The organism is Methanobrevibacter sp. (genome assembly GCF_045220775.1).
Lineage (GTDB): Archaea > Methanobacteriota > Methanobacteria > Methanobacteriales > Methanobacteriaceae > Methanocatella.
This window is the reverse complement of record NZ_JBGUWC010000069.1, coordinates 18,801-38,066: the sequence shown is the minus strand read 5'-3', so window position 1 is coordinate 38,066 and position 19,266 is coordinate 18,801. Positions and strand designations below refer to the sequence as shown.

The 19,266-nt window shown below is 31.6% G+C and carries 15 protein-coding genes; 2 read left to right on the top strand and 13 right to left on the bottom strand.

Annotation, left to right across the window (positions count from 1 at the left end; all coding sequences use genetic code 11):
* Window positions 1–1,962, top strand: a 1,962-nt coding sequence (locus ACJROP_RS04110; protein ID WP_406534223.1) for a CAP domain-containing protein, incomplete at its 5' end; no start/stop codon positions are given.
* 36 nt (window positions 1,963–1,998) lie between these two features.
* Here the strand turns inward: ACJROP_RS04110 and ACJROP_RS04105 are convergent.
* The 8 genes from ACJROP_RS04105 to ACJROP_RS04070 all read right to left on the bottom strand — a co-directional run bounded on the left by ACJROP_RS04105 (window position 1,999) and on the right by ACJROP_RS04070 (window position 11,085).
* Entirely contained in the window at window positions 1,999–4,953 is a 2,955-nt protein-coding gene (locus ACJROP_RS04105) for a DEAD/DEAH box helicase (RefSeq protein ID WP_406534222.1), read from the bottom strand.
* Window positions 4,950–5,147: a hypothetical protein gene (locus ACJROP_RS04100; protein ID WP_406534221.1), complete on the bottom strand. Its 198-nt coding sequence runs from the start codon at window positions 5,145–5,147 to the stop codon at window positions 4,950–4,952. The genes ACJROP_RS04105 and ACJROP_RS04100 overlap by 4 nt, the downstream gene beginning before the upstream one ends.
* Entirely contained in the window at window positions 5,140–5,532 is a 393-nt protein-coding gene (locus tag ACJROP_RS04095; RefSeq protein ID WP_406534220.1) for a (deoxy)nucleoside triphosphate pyrophosphohydrolase, read from the bottom strand. Before ACJROP_RS04095 ends, ACJROP_RS04100 begins: the two co-directional genes overlap by 8 nt.
* Before the next feature lie 133 nt (window positions 5,533–5,665).
* On the bottom strand, window positions 5,666–6,469 hold the full coding sequence (locus ACJROP_RS04090) for a hypothetical protein (RefSeq protein ID WP_406534219.1): 804 nt from the start codon (window positions 6,467–6,469) through the stop codon (window positions 5,666–5,668).
* A gap of 10 nt (window positions 6,470–6,479) precedes the next feature.
* Window positions 6,480–6,917 (bottom strand): hypothetical protein, encoded by a 438-nt coding sequence (locus ACJROP_RS04085; RefSeq protein WP_406534218.1) that lies wholly within the window; start codon window positions 6,915–6,917, stop codon window positions 6,480–6,482.
* A gap of 1 nt (window position 6,918) precedes the next feature.
* Window positions 6,919–8,937, bottom strand: coding sequence for an AAA family ATPase (locus ACJROP_RS04080; RefSeq protein ID WP_406534217.1), 2,019 nt, complete (start codon window positions 8,935–8,937; stop codon window positions 6,919–6,921).
* Window position 8,938: 1 nt separating this feature from the next.
* The gene (locus ACJROP_RS04075) at window positions 8,939–9,115 is read right to left on the bottom strand and encodes a hypothetical protein (RefSeq protein ID WP_406534216.1); all 177 of its coding nucleotides are present in this window, start codon (window positions 9,113–9,115) and stop codon (window positions 8,939–8,941) included.
* Window positions 9,112–11,085: a DEAD/DEAH box helicase family protein gene (locus tag ACJROP_RS04070; RefSeq protein ID WP_406534215.1), complete on the bottom strand. Its 1,974-nt coding sequence runs from the start codon at window positions 11,083–11,085 to the stop codon at window positions 9,112–9,114. Before ACJROP_RS04070 ends, ACJROP_RS04075 begins: the two co-directional genes overlap by 4 nt.
* A gap of 580 nt (window positions 11,086–11,665) precedes the next feature.
* Between ACJROP_RS04070 and ACJROP_RS04065 the strand changes: the two genes are divergently transcribed.
* Window positions 11,666–12,973 carry a cobalamin-dependent protein gene (locus ACJROP_RS04065; protein WP_406534214.1) on the top strand — a complete coding sequence of 436 codons (1,308 nt, stop codon included), beginning with the start codon at window positions 11,666–11,668 and terminating at the stop codon, window positions 12,971–12,973.
* Window positions 12,974–12,991: 18 nt separating this feature from the next.
* On the opposite strand, the gene ACJROP_RS04060 is transcribed toward ACJROP_RS04065, so the two are convergent.
* The 5 genes from ACJROP_RS04060 to ACJROP_RS04040 form a co-directional block, all read right to left on the bottom strand.
* The gene (locus ACJROP_RS04060) at window positions 12,992–13,429 is read right to left on the bottom strand and encodes a hypothetical protein (protein WP_406534213.1); all 438 of its coding nucleotides are present in this window, start codon (window positions 13,427–13,429) and stop codon (window positions 12,992–12,994) included.
* Between the two features lie 10 nt (window positions 13,430–13,439).
* On the bottom strand, window positions 13,440–15,434 hold the full coding sequence (locus tag ACJROP_RS04055) for an AAA family ATPase (protein WP_406534212.1): 1,995 nt from the start codon (window positions 15,432–15,434) through the stop codon (window positions 13,440–13,442).
* A 2-nt stretch (window positions 15,435–15,436) separates the two neighbouring features.
* The gene (locus tag ACJROP_RS04050) at window positions 15,437–15,613 is read right to left on the bottom strand and encodes a hypothetical protein (RefSeq protein ID WP_406534211.1); all 177 of its coding nucleotides are present in this window, start codon (window positions 15,611–15,613) and stop codon (window positions 15,437–15,439) included.
* A gap of 13 nt (window positions 15,614–15,626) precedes the next feature.
* Window positions 15,627–17,651, bottom strand: a complete 2,025-nt coding sequence (locus ACJROP_RS04045) for a DEAD/DEAH box helicase family protein (RefSeq protein ID WP_406534210.1) — start codon at window positions 17,649–17,651, stop codon at window positions 15,627–15,629.
* Between the two features lie 140 nt (window positions 17,652–17,791).
* Window positions 17,792–19,081: a hypothetical protein gene (locus ACJROP_RS04040; protein ID WP_406534209.1), complete on the bottom strand. Its 1,290-nt coding sequence runs from the start codon at window positions 19,079–19,081 to the stop codon at window positions 17,792–17,794.
* Window positions 19,082–19,266 lie beyond the last annotated feature (185 nt).

Genomic DNA, 19,266 nt, shown 5'->3' with positions numbered 1-19,266 from the left:
CTGGCAGCAGACGAAGCCGATGATTCGGTTCAGGAAGCATTGGCAGACGAAGTTTTAGAGACCAGCGCTGATGATACGGTGCTGTCCGCAAAAAAGGATTCCGGAATGGAAGTCGATTTTGTAACACAGGATGCGGACAAGGAAATTTATCCGATTGACGAAAATACTGACATCCTGGCCGACAATTACAACAATGATTATCTAAGGGTCAGATTTCCAAATCAGGTCACAGGAACCCTGTCCCTCTACATAGACAATAGCCTTATGGCAAACAAGACCATAAGCGCAAAGACCCATTACATGTTTGCAAACGTTGAAAGCTACAATTTGGCAGAAGGAACACACATTTGGGAAATGCAATATTCCGGAGACGCCAACTACAGTGCAGCGTCACTGAACGGAACATTCAATCTGGTCTACAAGAACGACTCAAACATTGATGTAAGCATCGTCAAGCAGGACGATGACGGCAAGATCAACACAATCGATGCCGACAATGACATCTTTGTAAACGACCATGACAGCGATTACTTTATGGTGAAATTCCCTAATAGGGTCAGCGGAACACTATCCCTATACATTGACGGCAAACTCAAGGCAGAAAAGGAGATAACCGCAAAGACCCACTACCTGTTTGTAAACACAAAAAGCTATAACCTGGCCGAAGGAACCCACAGCTGGAAAATAAGATATTCCGGTGACAGCAACTATATGGCAGAAGTCTTGAGCGGAACATTTACATTGAATCCGGCTAACGATTCATTTAACAAGAAAAATTCAAAAATACAGGCCTACATCGTTGGCGTAGGATATTCCAACACCAGCGACGACACATTCGATGTGGCCAGCAAAGAGGAATACTTCAAAGTGAAATTCCCGAAACAGGTAAGCGGAACACTATCCCTATACATTGACGGCAAACTCAAGGCAGAAAAAAAGATTAGCGCAAAAACCCATTACATATACACAAATTCCGACAGCTATAACCTCAATGCCGGAATGCATAAGTGGGAAATAAGATATTCAGGCGATGACGAATACAGCTCCGCATCAGTGAACGGAACATTCAAGGTTACCGTCAACAAGAAAAAGGTTACAATCAAAAAGGCAACTCCAACAATAAGCGTTGCCAAAAACAAAGTGTTCAAGACCAAATTGAAAACCAAAAAATACGCAATTACCTTAAAGGCCAACAATAAGGCGATCAAAAAGGTTTATGTATACCTGACAATAAAAGGCAAAAAATTCAAGAAGACCTTTACTGCAAAGACAAACAACAAGGGAAAGGCAACCTTCAACATTAAGGGACTGACCAAAAAGGGAACCTACACAGCAACCATACAATACAAGGGAAACAAGAACTACAAGGCGCTCAGCAAAAAGCTAACAATCAAAATCACAAAATCAAAATGCAAAATCACAGCCGGAAAAACCACAGTCAGCAGCAAGGTAGAATATAAGATTTTATCAGAAACCGATGCCGACTACAACGGTTTTGTTGACGTATCCGACGCATATGACCTTCTAAACGAATTCAGATCAGAAAAAGGTGTATGGTACTGGGCTGATGAAAACAATACCTCAAAAGAGACTTTCAACACAAACCCATCCAATACCCTCAAACCTCTTGAAAGGGATTCCCTTCTTGAAGAAGGAGCAGAGCTTAGGGCAAAAGAGCTTGTTCAAAAATTCGATCATGACCGTCCTGACGGCAGTGCCTGCTGGACAGCATATCCTGATGAAAATGACGGATATTACACAATCGGAGAAAACATAGCATATGGATATCCTTCATGCAAATCCGTTACTGAAGGATGGAAAGAGACAGATGACCTCTATGACGACCAAGGCCATAGGAGAAATATGCTCTGCACAACCGGCGACTATGTCGGAATCGCAGGATACAAAATAAACGGCATAATCTACTGGGTACAGATTTTTGCAATCGACTGGCATTACTGATGGAAGAATTATTTCTTTCATCATCCCTTTTTTATTTTAATCGTTTACGAAATATGAGTAGAGCTCATCCTTAACTTCTTTTTCTATTTTAAATTTGAAATTAACGATAGGCTGCTCCTTATCGTTGATTGTTCTATATACTTGCCTATAAGTTAGTGGTGTCAACTGGCCGATGTAGTAGAATTCAATGCCCTCGTCATTGTTTTTCTGTATGAACAGCTCCACATCCAAACCATTGTAATTGATTAACGGCTCAAGTTCGGGACTTGATGTTTTCCTGTTGTTTCTGCTCATCCAATTGAAAGTAACCTTGTCAATGAAATGATCTTCGTAGTTGATGGTTTCTGAAATGTCCTCTTTCTTGTTGTATGTTACAAAAATAGGGCAGGTATCATATTTGATTTTGTAACCGCCGATATTCTGGCCGTTCATGAAGCGCTCCCAGTTCAGGAGCCTTAAGACATCCTCCCGGGAGTACTTTTCATACAATTTGAACGGATTTAAGTCATTGTAAACATTATCATACTTGTAAAATCCGTATTTCAGGCTGTCGTCCAAATGGTTCATATATGTTGGATTAACCAAACACCTTTTAAACAGCTCAGAAGCTTCGAATCTGTAATCCTTATTCTCTTTAAGGTTTCTGTAAACATCCTTGTCAAAGTCAAAGAACAGATTTTCAATGTCCAGATCTTCACTGGTTACGAACTGGATTGTGTTTGCCTGATAATCATCATTGGTTTCCTTTCTGTAGAAATTCATGCTCAAGACATTGATTGCACTTTTAATTGAATCGAACTGGTCTTCAAGGCCATATTTATCCTTGAGGTATTTCTCAACTTGATTGATTGTGAAATATCTGTTGTATTTGAGGCAGCTCAATATCACAAGTTCATGCGGCCTTATTCCCTTGATCAGTTTTTTGGAAATGAACCTTAATGTTGCAAGTTCCTCTTCAGTTAATGTGCTTTCATAGTCATTGTCTACATAATCAAGGAATGTATGGTAGCAGTCAAACTTATTATGATTCAGTATAATCTCAGGGTTGAAGTCTCCGTTGATTGCGAAGTCATATAATGAAGGGATGCGACCTAACTTGTATTTTAAATTGTTGTACTTTTCTTTAAATAATGCGACTTTGGAAAATGAGGTGTTGTTGATTGACTCATATATACGCTTTTTAGAAATCTCATCAAAGTTGATTGAAGATGCGCCCGGAATGATCTTGTTTCCTTCAATCAGATATTTCCGGATTCTGTCCTTGTCATAGGATCTGTCCCCTGAAAGGGCAATCGGAATCATGAAATTGTTCCTGTAGTTTCCGATGAAATCAAGGATTACTACAAACTCCTTGTTCTTGTATTTTCTTAAACCTCTTCCCAGCTGCTGGATGAAAATGATCGGGGATTCCGTTGGCCTGACCAGCAGTACCTGATTGATTTCCGGAATGTCCACACCCTCATTGAAGATATCGACTGTGAAGATGTATTCCAATTTGTCAGGATTGTCATCGTTTGTGAGCCTGTCTATCGCTTCCAAACGTTTTTCCTGTGAGTCATCACCGGTAAGCACTACTGAAGGATGGCCTCTTTTTGTAAATTCTTCTGCCAACAGTTGCGCTTCCCGTTTTCTTGAACAAAACACTAACGCTTTGATTCTGTCACCCGAATAACCATAAAACTCAGATTTTTCCAATAGGTAATCAACACGTTCCTTTGAGGCTAATAAATTAAAATCGCTGAAATCATCATCGATTTCGCCTGTGTCAAACTCGACATCGGTGATTCCGAAATAGTGGAATGGACACAATAAATCCTCTTCTAAAGCCTCTTGTAATCTAATTTCATGGGCAATGTTATTGTCAAACAAATCATAGATGTTGAAGCCGTCCGTACGTTCAGGAGATGCTGTCATTCCAAGCCAGAACTCGGGCTCGAAATAGTTGAATATCTTTTGATAGCTCAATGCACCTGCCTTGTGGACCTCATCGATGATGATATAGTCAAAATGATTCTTATCATATCTGGTGTAAACGTCGTCCTTGCTCATTGTCTGGATTGTCGAGAAAAGATATGGCTTTTCATAATCCTTGGAATTTCCAGACAGAAGACCGAATTTATTGTGGTCTTTGAAGATGTTTTTGTAAGCGTCAATGGATTGCTTTGCAATCTGTTCCCTGTGAACCAAAAATAAAAATCTTTTAGGTTCATAATCCTTAACGGCAAATGCCGAAGCGTAAGTCTTACCGGTACCTGTGGCCGATACCAGAATAGCTCTGTTTTCGCCTTGCTTTATAAGATTTCTCAAGTTTTTGATGAAATCCTCCTGCATGATGTTTGGAGTCAAATCCCTGATGTTTTGGTCCTTCAGCTCATCGGTGATTTCTCTAATAACCTTGAAGTTCTTGTTGTCATTGTAGATTTTTTCATACTCCGGCAGAACGTCTTCTAAATCGTCTGCCTGAGACCACAAATCGTTGAATTCCCTTTTGAGTTCACCCAGCATTTCACCTTCCTCTAAAGAGGTGAATTCAACATTCCATTCCTTGTTGACTGAAAGGGCGTTCATGGTGAGATTGGAACTTCCGACAATTCCCCTGTAAATGTCATCCTTTTTGAAAATGTATCCTTTGGTGTGGAAGCCTTCCTTTTCCTGACTGTAAAGCTTGATTTCAAGGTTTTCAAATTCTTGGAGCTTTCTTAATGCCTTGGGTTCTGTGAAATACAGGTAATCTGTGGTGAGGATTTTTCCTTTGATGCCTTTTTCTTTTAGTTGCTTGAACTCTTCCAAGATAGGTACGATTCCGCTGTAGGTGATGAAAGCGGATGAGATGATGAATTCATCACAGCTTTTGAGCTCATCCCTTATGGAATTTATGACCTTGGTGTTTTTGTTGTTGTAGAGAAGTTTGGGTCTAAAATCAGCGCTGGAGCTAAATTCCTCGTTGATGAATGCTGTTCTAGCTCCGTTAATGATGTCTTCCTGGTTCATTTGCCAAGCTCTTCTTTTTCATTTTGTAAATGTATGATTAGATCATTTACTTTATCCAGTTGGATTTGGAAAGTTTCCGCTCTTGGGTTGTCGCCCAGTTTTTCAAGTTTGCTTTCCAGGTTTGTTTTCAGGTTTTGAGCTTCACTTAACCTTTTTTCAATGTTTTCAATGTCTGTTGTGTCCATGTCAATCACTCATAGTTTCCTTCAGGTAGTTTACCGCTTCGATGTCAGCCGGAATCCAGTTCACTTCGTCCAGTTCCTGTTTTGTGAGCCATTTGGCATCGTTGTGCTCGAGAAGCTTTGGGGTTCCTTCTGTAATAATTGCTTCGAAGCAGGACATCTTAAGATAAAAATTAGGATATTGGTATTCCAGGTCTAGGGCGAATTTGGTGGGCTTGATTGTGCAGTCAAGCTCTTCTTTGATTTCTCTAATTAGTGCTTCTTCCTTGCTTTCGTTGGGTTCGATTTTTCCTCCCGGAAACTCCCACATGTTTATGAACTCGCCATAGCCTCTTTTGGTTGCCAGGATTTTGTTGTCTTGTTTTATGATAGCTGCAACGACATTTAAAGTTTTCATGAGTTAACTCCTTTGGTTAAATATTTGGCAGCTTACGTAATAAATGTTATATTCGGTAGATTTAATCAATCAAAAATATCGAAACAATAGACATTATCATCTCGATTATTAGAAATAATATATCTATAACTAATCAACATAAAGTAGATTGATTAGATTTGTCAAAATCCATTAAATTAAAAATCCAATGCATCCAACTTGAAATACAACCTGCTCTCCGTTCAATTGTGACCATTGACTTTAAATTCAAATCATACTCTAACATTATATTAACAATATTATTTTTTGAAATAGAACTATTTGACAAAGAATCCATAAAAATCCTATATAAAATTTCATGTTCTAAAATACATTTACAAATATTTAGATTTCGATCATATTCGTTTAATTCAAAAATATGTCTCCCTTTATCAGATAACTTATAATATACTTTGTTATCCTTTTTGTATTTCTCAAAAACGTGAAAATAGAATCCTGTACTTGTGTACATATTGACAATTCTATTTCCTATTTGATTAGATTGTTTTATATCTTCTTTACTCATATCTTTCTTTAAAAGATTTTGACCAATGAAAATAAAACGATTTAAATCATCAGACTGTGGAAATGGTATGTTAGATGAGTCTTCTATAAATTCAATGTTTTCAACCAAATTCATAACATCTCTTTTATAATTAGGATTATTTGCAATTTTAATTTTTGATGGATCATATACTTCATAATATTCCCCATTTATTTTAATTACGTGAGGCTCATTGATTTCTTTATCCACAAGAAATTCATCATATAATGGCCACCCATCATAGTCTAATTCATCTCTTTTTTTTATAGCTTCTTCTAATGTATCAAATCTGCCAAAAATATATTTACCATTATCAAAAGTACGGGTTACTATGTATTTTTCCTCACTTAGTATAATATATTCTTCGCTTGTCATAAAATCACATTTATTTTAATGATTTTAACGCTTCAGACATCACGTCTTCAAGTTTGGATGGAAGATCGATAGAATTGGAATGATACCATTTGCAGAATTCTTTCATCCCTGCCATAGCATATCCTTGCCAGATGTCAAACATTTTTAGTTTATCATTTAATATATTTATGTCATCAGTCTCTTCAATTGCTAAGATTTGCAATATTTTAATTGGTTCCCCACTTTTTAGAGCACTTTCATATTTTATAAATGTTGCAGGGTCAGTAATCTCTTCACGATCTTTAACCACATATTTGCCAATTAGTACTGTGATAACAAACAATTGAATATTACTTAAACCTAATTGTTTACCTAAATATTGGTATGAATTAGTATTCTCCTCACCAGTATGTTGATAATAACAATCATCGGTGTATATTGTTGTACCTTTATCATCATCACTTACCATATTATTCACCTATTCTCTCTTTGGTAACATCAACAATTGTTGTTTCATCTTTTGTTACAAATTGTAACTCATATTCTTTTCCAACATTGCCCCTGATCTTATCATGGAATTCAGAAGAATTTTCACTATCTAAAAGAAGGAAAATTAATTGATTGCCATCTAACAGTTGAGGCATCACATCAGCAAAATTTTTCCTCAATCTATTGCCCCAACGACCAATTGAAGTATCCATTATTTGAGGAAGTTTGAATTTAGTAGATGAGTTTATTGATGTAATAAATGACAACGCAACAGCTAGTTGAGCACCACTTGATGGATTAATTGAAGTAATTTCTAAACCATCTGTTTCCCTTAAAGAAATATTAAATTTTTCATCAATTAATACTGCATCATATTTATTTCTAGTCCCATCACCATTGTATATTTTTTTAAATTGTTTATTTACGCCTTCTTCAATTGATTTATGAATCTTTCTACCTAATTCTTCTTTTAAAAATTCGCAATGTTTAATAATCTCATCACAAAAATCTATTTTATCAGAAATCTCTTTTTCATCACCAAGATTAATTTTTAATAATTCTAGTTCTCGTTCAATTCTTTGCTTTTCTGGTTCGAATTCTTCAATATTTTTCTGAATAATTCCATTATTTTCTTTAAAACCATCTATTAATTTAGTATTTGTACTTATTTGGCTTCTAATTTTTTTCTCATCATCGATAGCATCCACGAGAGTTTCATATGATTCTTTTTTAGTTTCTAAAGTTTCAGTCCTAGTTTCAATTCGTTCCTCAAAGACATTAACTTTATTCCAATATTTGGAAACATCTTCTTGAAATGAGTTAGGTATTTCATTGAGTATAGCATTAGCATCATTAATTAAATCTTTAACTGTCTTATTAAGTGAGGAATTATTTTCATATTTAACTGCTTTTTTTCGGAGATTGGATAATAATTCAAACGCTAAATCATCTTCATTAAAATCATTACCGCACATACATTTTTTTCTATCTAAAATATATTCAAGGTCTTTAGATGAAATTGAATAAATATGTTCATCATCCATTGAATTTTCATCAATTGAATCATCTTCAATCTTTCTTTTTGTAAATGTTTTTAATAGATCCTGACTTAAAATACGAGAAAAATTACCCAACAAAAATTCTAAATGATTTTTATTCAAATCATTTAACTGTTCTTCATCAAACTTAATATCTTTTTCCAAATTCTCAATTTCTTTTAATAACTCTTCAGGCCCCTCCCCTTCAGGACTTAATGAACGTTTTAAATCATCATTTTCCTCAGTTAGTTCTTTAATTTTCTTTTTATTATCTTCCAATTTTTTAATATCATCTTTATTAGATGAAATTAAATTTTCTTTTTGAGTATTTAAATCAGCTAACTCTTCATTTAATTCATTTAGATCGTCGTTTAAATCATCTTTTTGTATTTGAGTCCTATCAATGACATTTTGAATTAAATTTGACTGAGATAACTTTTCTATTTCTTCTTTAACAATATTAGTATCACCACCAAACCATTCCAACAATCTTTCACCATCAAACAAAAAGTATTCTTGAAGACGATTAGGCAATCTTGTTTCCCTATACCCTTTTGGATCACCTAATGGGATATCATTAGTACCGGATTTTTTATAAACTGTAAAATCATCTTTTCCATCTCTCCGCATTTTTCCATTAGAAGCTTTTTTATAATTTTGTTTTCTATTGAAAAATACATCCCTCCCCTCATTATCTTCCATTACAACTTCAACTTCAACTGTTAAACTTTGACCTTTTTTTAATTCCTTAGCAGCCTCACAATTACATATAGGTTTACTATGTTTTTTATAGTGCTCATCATCACCATATATACACCAAGATATTGCACTTAAAAATGTGGTTTTCCCCAAATCGTTATCTCCTTCTATTATAGTTAGATTCTTTTCACCATAAGCAAAATTTATTATTGGTGGGTCCCTATATGGCCTATAATTTTTCATTTCTAAAGATTTGATAATCATTTTAATCACTATGCTCCTCAACATATTGTGAATATTTGTCTTTTAACTGAGGTTTTTTCTTATCAGTATTCTCATATTCTAAATTCAAAGCATCCAAAATATAATTTTTTTCATTGTTTTTTATTTCCATTTCGTCTAAAATTCCTAAAATTACCGGATTTATATTACTTTTCTTCATAATAACCCCCACTCTTTTAATTTAGGTAAACCCTCTTCGTCAGCATTATCCGAATCAGTAACAAACTCTATTAATCTATCTAATTCGGAATCAAAAAAGTTATTCAATTTTGAATCATCATTATCAGAAACTACAACTAAATCGTAAATATATGCTTTTTCTTTGCCTGGTGATCTCCTCAAAACCCTACCTCTTCTTTGAATATATTCTGCAGGATTAGATGAACTAGACATAATGATAACTTTATCTGTTGATGGAACATCAACTCCTTCATTTAAACATCTAATTGCTACCAATGATTTATATTCACCTTTATCAAATCCTTCCAACAACTTTTTTCTAAATTTTAAATTTTCTTTATATGTAAATTTTGATTTTGGATTAATATTCTTTTCATTTAAAATTTCTAATACTCTTTTTATTTGTTTATGAGAACAAAATATTATTAAATGATCAATTGGTTTTTCCATACTATCTAATATTTCACCCAATATCCTATATTTGTCCTCAGCATTATTTGCTTTACTTTTATTTTTAGATTCTTCTTCAGTAAGATTTACTTTTTTTGGAAAATAACAATATGGTGTCAAAAACGGTTCTCTTTTAGGTCCATGTCTCCTATGCAATGCATCTTTAATAGTGAATTCATAAACTTCTCTTCCAAAATAATTTATTATCCTTTGAGTACCTTCATAATCCATATGTTTTCTAGGAGTTGCACTTAAACCTAATCTATAATCATATTCATCAAGTAATCCTTTGCTATATCCTGCAGACCCTACATGATGAACTTCATCAACAATTAATAATAATTTTCTATTTAATTTATTTTTATTAATAGAATTAATTTTAGAAATAAAATCAATATCAGAAAATGTTTTATGAGTTGTTAAAATAATTTGTGGTTTTTTAAAATCAACATTACTATTTAATTTCTTATTAAGTCTATCGAAATCAGAACCCCATTTTGAATTAACACCATAAAATTCATATGTTTTACCTAAATCCATAGCAAGTACTTCATCTTTCCATTGCTCCACCAAATGAATGTAAGGGCATGCAATTACTGTAAGAACTTCCTCCTCTTTTAAAACTTTTTTTAAACAACTTAATGAAGTGAATGTTTTACCTGTACCTGTAGCCATTGCTAAAATTCCACTTTTGCCATGTGCAAACCAAGAATCAATTGCATCAAGTTGATATGAATAAGGAGTTTTTACTTCTTTTTTCTTATAAGGTGGATTTTCTAATTGCTTAATTTTTACAATAGTTCTTTCAAGTTCTACTTTATCTTTTGGAGCATTTTTTATTAAAAAATCTATTGATTCATCAGGAACATTATATACTTTTAGATTATCATTAGTGTCATTCCAAAAATCTTCAAAAGCAGAAATATTAGACGGAATATGTACATCATTCTCCCAACTTTTACATGTGGTTAAATTTTCTGAATTTTTTGCCCAACCCCTTGCACTCTCATTTACTGAACCCACAAAAACTATACAATTATCTTCAGAGTCATACATGATTCCTAATTTAGGATGATAAATATTATCTGGCACATATTTCCCATCTATATAATTTAAACCTATTTTCACCTCGAGAATTCCATTTGCAATCATCCAACCTAAAACTTTTGTATAATTCCAAATTAATTCATCTTCTAAATTTTCATACTCATCTAAAAAATTTTTATTAATTAAGTCTTTGAATTGTTCAGGATTTGAGATTGACTTCCAATCTTCTTCACTCAATTGAACGCCACATAACAATCTCATATGCCCATTATTTTCTATTAAGTTAGCCATTCCTTTTGCAGCCACTGATAAACTTCCAGAACTAAAATATCCCGCAAGTCTATCATATCTAACAGATTCTGTGAGGACTAAATTATAAAAACATTCAACCAAATCAGTATTTGCAGAAAAATAATTTGGTTCGATTAAATGATCAATATCTTTTAATGACATCCCAACCCCATATCATAAATATTTAATATTTAAACTTACATTAACCACAAAGTTATCACTAATAATATTATGCATATTTTTTTAATATATATCTTACTAAAATATTCTTAATTTGGCTAATTACATATAATATTCAATTTTTAATCAAATGTGCAAAAAATAAAAAAGAAATAAAGAAATAAAAACTTTTAAAAGGTTTTTAAAATAGGAATTGGGAATGATCTGATCCTTAATAGATCTAAATAAAATAGATCATAAGGATCTTAATATTTATAAAAAATACTAAAGACTTATACAAATTTCATAGCGAGATCATTTTTATTATCAAAAATAAAAAGATCAAATGATAGATCAATTAAAATAAATAACTTATAATAAAATTAAAAAATAAATATCAATCACAACCATCAATGAAATAAAATTATACAAAAATACAATATAACTTAAAAAATATGAAATTATTTCAACATGTAAAATTGATCCAATTTTGTAAATTACTAAAAAAAATAAGAAAAAAACTTAAAATGTTTAAACTAGTAAAATAAATATCATTATAACCACACTATATGAGAATGATTATATGAATTTTACTGACTGGATTACTGATGATATAAAAAATGTTCTACTTGTAGAACCTAACTTTCCAATTCCAAACAAAAGTAGAAATCATTCTAATTTTTTACCAATCGGTCTTTTAAAGATAGCTGCATATCTAAAAACTAGAAACATTAATGTTGAATTAATACGTTTTGAAGAAAACAAAGATGAAGATTATGGTCAAACAACATTAATTCCAACTGAAAAAGATGAATTTAAACCAGATTTAATTTGTGTAACTTCCATTTTCACATATTGGTCAAAATATGTGAAAAATGCTGTTTTTTATTACAAAAATAAATTTAAAGATATTCCTATATTAGTTGGAGGAGTTTATGCATCTTTAATGCCAGATCACTGCAAAAAATACACCAAATGCGATGATGTTATCCAAGGCCCCATTCCTGAAGCTGAAAATCTAATTCCCGATTATAGTCTCGTAGATGTGGATTACCAAATAATACACACAAGCAGAGGATGCATTCGTAAATGTGGATTCTGCGGAACATATATCATTGAACCAGAGTGGGCATGTAAAAAATCAATAAAAGATGAAATTATTAAGAAAAAATTAATATTTTATGATAATAATTTACTAGCTAACCAGTATATAGAAGATATTCTTAATGAATTAATAGAGTTAAAAAAAGAGAAGAAAATAAGTTACTTAGAATCACAATCAGGTTTTGATGGAAGAATACTTCGAAAAAAACCTTATCTTGCTAAAATGTTAAAAGATGCGGGTTTTAAAAATCCAAAAATAGCTTGGGATTATGGAATAAAACAAGCCCCAAAAATTAAAGAACAAATTGATTTACTTATTGATGTAGGTTTTACGGCTAAAGAAATATCCGTTTTTATGATTTATAATTATGAACCCAATTATGAAGAAATGGAAGAAAAAAGAGTGAAATGTGCAGAATGGGGAGTTCAAATAACTGATTGTCGTTATCGTCCATTAGATGCGGAAGATGATAATTATAGCTCTTATAAAAAAAACCAAACCTCTGAAGATTATTATATTCATGAAGAATGTGGATGGACAGATGCAAAAGTAAGAAAATTCAGAAGAAATATTCGTCGCCATAACATCTGTATGAGACATGGAGTGGATTATCATTCTACAATTCTTGAAAGAAAACAAATTCCCCAAGAAGCTGCTAAAAGATATCGAGAAATGAAATTTAAAGAAATTAAAGAAAAATATTCAAAGGAGTTACCAGATGCATGGTGTCCTTTAGATTTCCATCCTGCTGATGAACAAGATTATTTTAGAATAAAAAAAAGATGAAATGAAAAGATTAACAAACTACTCTGAATCTTCAGCAATATCATTAGCTATAACGTCATCATAGAATTCAAACATTTCCATTTCCATATCATTTAAAAGTTCATCGGAATCTTCAATATAATCCTGTTCCAATAATTTTATTCCAGTTTTAGCATATTCTTCACTGATTCTAAAATATTCATTTTCATCAGAAAGAACGTCCATACTTCCAGTTTCATCAACAGCAATAACCATCATAAGATCTTTAACTGGGGAGTTTCTAAGTGTTTCACTTCTCACCCTACCAGTTGCACCTTTTCCTAATTCCGTACGTCTTCCTTCCTTTTTACCATAAATCAAAGCTACAGCAAATAAATCTGTTATGCTCAAATTATTAAAAATACCTGAACTAGCCCTTAATCTATCATAAATTTGTTTATCCTCATCATCATAAATGATTCTTCTTCCTTCAGCCATCTAAATCACCTTAACTAAGCGGATTTTCAACAATTACAGATTCTTTACCCTCATCGGAGTTAGACCATTCAATAGTATATTCTTTTCCGATGTAATCAAATAAAATATTTCTAAATTCATCAGTATATTCACTACCAGTTACAAGCAATACAGTTTGTTTGTTTTCAACCAAATGAGGTAAAAATGTAGCAATATTTTTTCTTATTTCTACACCAATAGGTCCTAAAAGGGTATCCATTATAATAGGTAACTCAAATCCGGAGTATTTATGCAATGCATACATGAAACAAAGCCCTAAACTTATTTTTTCCCCATCAGATAAATCACCTGGCCTTTCTTCGAATCCGGTTTTGTTCTTAATGAAAACTTCATAGTTGTCATTGATACGAATATCTACAAATTCGTTCTTCTTCCAAAGAATCTTATCAAATTTGTCTTTAGTGAATTCCTGAATATCATTACGGATATTATCAGACATCTCGTGATATACATTTTTGGCAACAATAATCAACTCATCGCATAAAGCGATTTTTTGTCTGATTTCATCACATTCAACAGATAACTTTTCTTCTGTTGCCCTTTGTTGTTTCCAATATCCTAATTGTTTTTTATACTCAGGTATTTGTTTATTAACAGTGATTATTGCATTCTTAAACCTTTTTTGCTGATTTTCATAGTCAGTCAATTCTGCATTCAACTTTTGAATCTCTTCATAAGGATTTGCATCCAATTTTGCTTTAATAGTTTGTCTTTCAGCAACTAGCTCTTCTTTTTGATCAATCAAATTCTTAATATTTCTATAGCGATTAATGAAATCCTCTTTAAAATTAGTTGAATCGAGCAAAATATTACGCTTAACATTTGCTAAAGCAACTGTGACTTCTTCAGATTTATCAGTGATAGGTTTAGTTAACTCCAATAATTTTTCAAGGTGTTGCCTATGCTCATTATCTTCTGTTAAATCTGCGCCACAAATACATATTCCATCATCCAGCAAATCTTGGATGAAACTTCTTTTATATTTTGGAGGAATATATCCTTTTTTCCGATATTGTTCTCCTAACTCTTCAAATTGTTTAGCATAATTATAAGCTAAAACATAAGGATATTTTTTTAATACTTTATTTATTCTAGCTTGAATTAAACCGTTTTTATCATATAATCTGCTATTAAGGGATTTTATCTCCTTATTTAAATATTGATATCTTTCCATATCTTGTTCAACATCATATGCCTTTTTAGCACGTAATTTTTCTGTAATTTCATCAATTTTGGTTTCAGCAATTTTAAGATTATCTTCATATGACACCAAATCTTTTTCGGCTTTTTCCAACTCATTTTCATAATACAAAACTTTTGACTCTGCTTTACCTAACTCCGGAGCTTTTTTCTTTAATTCATGAATGTATTTTTCTTTAACTTTAGGTAAATTTTTAGAAGCATTATTTAAAAGATTTAAATGAGATAAAACCTTAACAGATTCCTTAATATTATTGTTACTATTTTCTTGGAAATATTCACTTAAACGAGCACCATCAAAAAAGAAGTAATCTTCAATTTCTTGTGGAATCTTACGGTCTCTAGTATATACATCATTTTCTTCAACGGTTATATTACCATTATTATCTTCTTTAATAACTTGAAAATCACTACTATTTATCGCTGGGATTAACTTATTTCCTCTCTTAATATAATTTCGTGACCTTTTAAATGCCAAATATTTGCCCTCATCAGTAAAGTCAATTTGAACAGAAACTTGAATTGTGTCGCCATCTGATGCAATGAATGCTGTTTTATTATTGCATAAATCCATTGCAGCTTCATCACCATAATCGTGGATTTCTTCACCATATAAACACCAACTTAAAGCATTTAACAATGTAGTTTTACCTGCGCCGTTTGTCCCTTGAATAATGGTGAAATTTTTATCAGTTTCGTTGGAAAATTCTATTTCAGCATGGCGATACTGACGATAATTATTTATAATCACTTTATCCAATATCATTTTTATCGCTCCAAATATCTTTCTATTATCCTATTATAATCAGCTGAATACTGGGCATAATTCTCGTTATACCTTTCTAATTCCAAATACAAAATTTCTTTCAGACATCTTTTGATTTTATCGTCATATTCCAAATTATCAATATATTCTTCAATTTCAGGATTAACTTTTACTGCCACATAATTACCTCCATCAAGTACTATAATAATATTTATCTAAAATTTCCAAACAGTCTAATGAATTAATAGCCAGTTCTGCAAATTCTTTATACCTGTTTATTTCTTTTTTCATAATTTTTGACCCGTTTTCAGTTTTATCTTTTGGGAATACTAGGAAATCATAAATTGTCGCATACTCTTTACCTGGAGCATTTCTTAAAATACGACCCCTTCTTTGAACATGTTCCCTTGGATTTGAAGTGCTTGACAAAATTATAGCATTTTCGGCAACAGGAACATCTACACCTTCATCTAAACATTTAATAGCAACCAATGCCCTATAATTACCCTTTTCAAAATTCCGTAAAATCAATTCTCTTTGAGAATACAATTCTTTCATAGTTTTACCAGAAGATTCCTTATGTGTAAATCTATGTTGTGGAATAATATTTTCCTCATTCAAAATTTCTTGAACCCTATCAATTTGCCTATCAGAACAATAAACAATCAATTTATCAATATCCTCATGCTCTTTTAATAAATCCCTAAAAGCCGAATATTTTTCTTCAGCATTATTAATTATTTTTTGGCGTTCATTGCATAAAGCAGACAACGAAATTTTTTCGTTGTTGTTCTTTTTACGTGCAATAGCCTGTGCAATTTTTTGACTTAACTCCCTATATCTAGAGTATTCTTCACTATTTAAATCAACAACGATAGGATAATAATAATATGGAGTCAAATAATGTTTTCCAGTGTCTGGATTAATTTCTGTTAATGCTCTTTTTATATCAAATTCAAAAACAACATCACCAAAATAATCATAAATAGCTTGTGTTCCTTCTTCATCAAACCATCTTTTTGGGGTTGCGCTTAAGCCTAATCTATAATCATAATCCTCAATCAATGCATTGAGTCTTTGGGAAGATCCCATTCCATGAACCTCATCAACAATAAGTAACTTATCAGATTTAATTTTTTTAATCTTTTCAATAAAAAAATCAGAAGATACTGTATTATGAGTTGTCATTATCACTACTTTATCTTCCAATCCCATGTAAAAATCACGAGATAATGCGCGTATTTTGGTTTTCCAACCTTTCTCTTTACTTGAAGCTTTCAATATTTTTCCGCTATGGACATTTTCCACATCTTTAATCCATTGGTCAATTAAATGCAATTGAGGGCATGCAATGACTGTAACTAATTTATCTTTAGTACTGGACAACTGTTTAAAAGCGGATAATGAAGTTATTGTCTTACCGGTACCTGTTGCCATTTCAAATAATCCTCTGCAATCATGAGCAAACCAAGAATCAATAGCTTCATCCTGATAATCCCTTAAGTTGATAACTCTTCTAGTTTTTCTAGATATAACTACCAATTCTTTTCTGGATACTGGTGCAAATTCAATGAGCTCTTCTCTAACAGCAGACGGCAAATCAATAACCCTTGTTCTTTCAGTAATCCCATTCCAATAATCAAAAAAAGTTTCTAAATCTGAAGAAACATACTTTTCCTCACCAGAGTCCCATGATTTAAAAACCTTGAATTCTTCAATGTTATATAACCAGCCAGCTGCAGTTTCGTTATCTGATCCGCTGAATGAAACAAAATTATTTTCATTATCTTTCAGAACACCAACTTTAGAATGAAAAATGCCATTTTTATCTTTAGGTATTGCAATTTTTATTTCTAGAAATCCGTTAGCTAACATCCATCCTAATGCTTTAACATGATTTTTAATAAATTCATCTTCAATACTATGCAAATCATCGATGAATAAATTTTGAATATAATCTACAGAGTCTTGATTCGTATTTTCAATAATTTCATAATCCTCTTTAGTTAATTGTGCATTACACAATAACTTCATCTTTCCCCCATTAAGTATGAAATCAGCAATCCCTCTTGCGGCAATAGCTAATGAAGAAGAAGAAAAATAGCCTGACATCCTATAATATTCAACAGAATTTGATAAAACAGGGATATAAAATTCATTAACTAAATCATCTTTATCTGAATCATATTTAAACTTGATATCTACATCTTTTAACAAAATAATCGACCCTGTTAAATTGTATAAAAGTGAAAAATTGATGTCACTATGAAATATTGATACAATAATATAATTTGTAGTTAAATATATATAACAGTTTTTAAATGTTTGCAAAAAAAGAAAAAAAAGGAATAAAACTATTAAATTAGCTTTAATTCTTCTTCTTTAACGAATAATGGACGAGTAAAATCTATAGTTTCAAATTTAACAATAAAAGAATCTTTTTCTTCAAAAAATCCTTGAATAACCCCAATATGGCCTTTTAAAGGTCCGGAAATTAATTGAACTCTGTCCCCTTCACTAAATGCTAAATCAAAATCCCCTTTAGGTTCAGTTTCAATACCATAATACTCATTTTTAGCAGCAATAGCTTCCTCTTCAGTATCATAATACCCTAATTTTTTAAACCCTCCACGTTTCCTTTTGACTTTAACAACCCATTGTCCAGATCGTTCATGGAAAGAAATAATAGCATCGGATTCATCTTTAACAAATTTCTTTGGCTTAATTTTATCACGAGTTTCCTTCTGTTTTTTAAGATAATAATCCCTAGCAATAACCGCTTCTTCTTCAGTATCATAAAAACCAATTATTTTAGAACCTGCGGGACCTTTCATCTTAGGATACCATTGGTTACGTTTTACACTGAAAAAGATAAATTCATGTTTTGATTTTTTATATTTAACTTCTTCTGGTTTAATAGGCTTTTTATCACGAAGATTATCAATTTCACCCATTTCTTTTAAATAATGTGTTGCATAATTATTAGCATCAACTATATTTGCAAAAAATTTTTTAATGATTGATTTACCATTTCTAAATAAATTAACTTCCCATTTATTATTTTTTGAATTGAATATTACTTGAACCAAATCAGAATAATCGCCAATATTTACAAAACCCTCTGAAAACATTAAATTTTTATAAAGGGATTCATCAAGAAGGTCAGTATTAGAACCATATATTCTAAAAAAATTATTTAATGTTTTAACATCTGCTAAAAAAATACCCTTTGATCCTAGAATGATTAAATTTTCATTTAACAAATTAGAAATTACAATATTCAATTTTAACTCATCAAATCCTGCACTCAATAAAATTTCCCTATTCAATTTTTCTGATGGGGCTGTATAATCCAACAATTGATTAAGATCATTGACTAACTCAACTTTTTTAACACAATCATCGCATTTATCACCATAATTGTATTTTTTCAATTCCTTGCCACATATAGAACAGTAATTAATTTCCTCGTCTTCTTCATCATCATCAGGACCCAAATATTCGTCCAATTTAGAAGATTTAATATTGGAAGTTTTAAAATTAGATTCATCAAAATTTGAATCGTCATCCAAGATATCTTGTTCGTTCATATATTTCTCTAGTTCAGAACTATATGCAGATTCCTTTGAATTTTTATTGCTTACCATTTAAAACACCTTCCAATAATTATAACTCAAGCACTATTATTAACTATTATTACATGAGATATAAATATTTTAAATACAAAACTTCACTTCCAAAATGTCGTGTTAATTAGCTGGTAATTTTCTAACGATTCTTTAAGTTCATATTATACTGAAGATATGGTCAGTTCCATAATATTCCCCCCCCA

Bases quoted from the DNA above. Each gene is read 5' to 3' on its own strand.
- ACJROP_RS04075 (WP_406534216.1), bottom strand. From the start codon at position 9,115: ATGAAGAAAAGTAATATAAATCCGGTAATTTTAGGAATTTTAGACGAA.
- ACJROP_RS04040 (WP_406534209.1), bottom strand. From the start codon at position 19,081: ATGGTAAGCAATAAAAATTCAAAGGAATCTGCATATAGTTCTGAACTA.
- ACJROP_RS04080 (WP_406534217.1), bottom strand. From the start codon at position 8,937: ATGATTATCAAATCTTTAGAAATGAAAAATTATAGGCCATATAGGGAC.
- ACJROP_RS04095 (WP_406534220.1), bottom strand. From the start codon at position 5,532: ATGAAAACTTTAAATGTCGTTGCAGCTATCATAAAACAAGACAACAAA.
- ACJROP_RS04055 (WP_406534212.1), bottom strand. From the start codon at position 15,434: ATGATATTGGATAAAGTGATTATAAATAATTATCGTCAGTATCGCCAT.
- ACJROP_RS04105 (WP_406534222.1), bottom strand. From the start codon at position 4,953: ATGAACCAGGAAGACATCATTAACGGAGCTAGAACAGCATTCATCAAC.
- ACJROP_RS04090 (WP_406534219.1), bottom strand. From the start codon at position 6,469: ATGACAAGCGAAGAATATATTATACTAAGTGAGGAAAAATACATAGTA.
- ACJROP_RS04060 (WP_406534213.1), bottom strand. From the start codon at position 13,429: ATGGCTGAAGGAAGAAGAATCATTTATGATGATGAGGATAAACAAATT.
- ACJROP_RS04085 (WP_406534218.1), bottom strand. From the start codon at position 6,917: ATGGTAAGTGATGATGATAAAGGTACAACAATATACACCGATGATTGT.
- ACJROP_RS04065 (WP_406534214.1), top strand. From the start codon at position 11,666: ATGAATTTTACTGACTGGATTACTGATGATATAAAAAATGTTCTACTT.
- ACJROP_RS04070 (WP_406534215.1), bottom strand. From the start codon at position 11,085: ATGTCATTAAAAGATATTGATCATTTAATCGAACCAAATTATTTTTCT.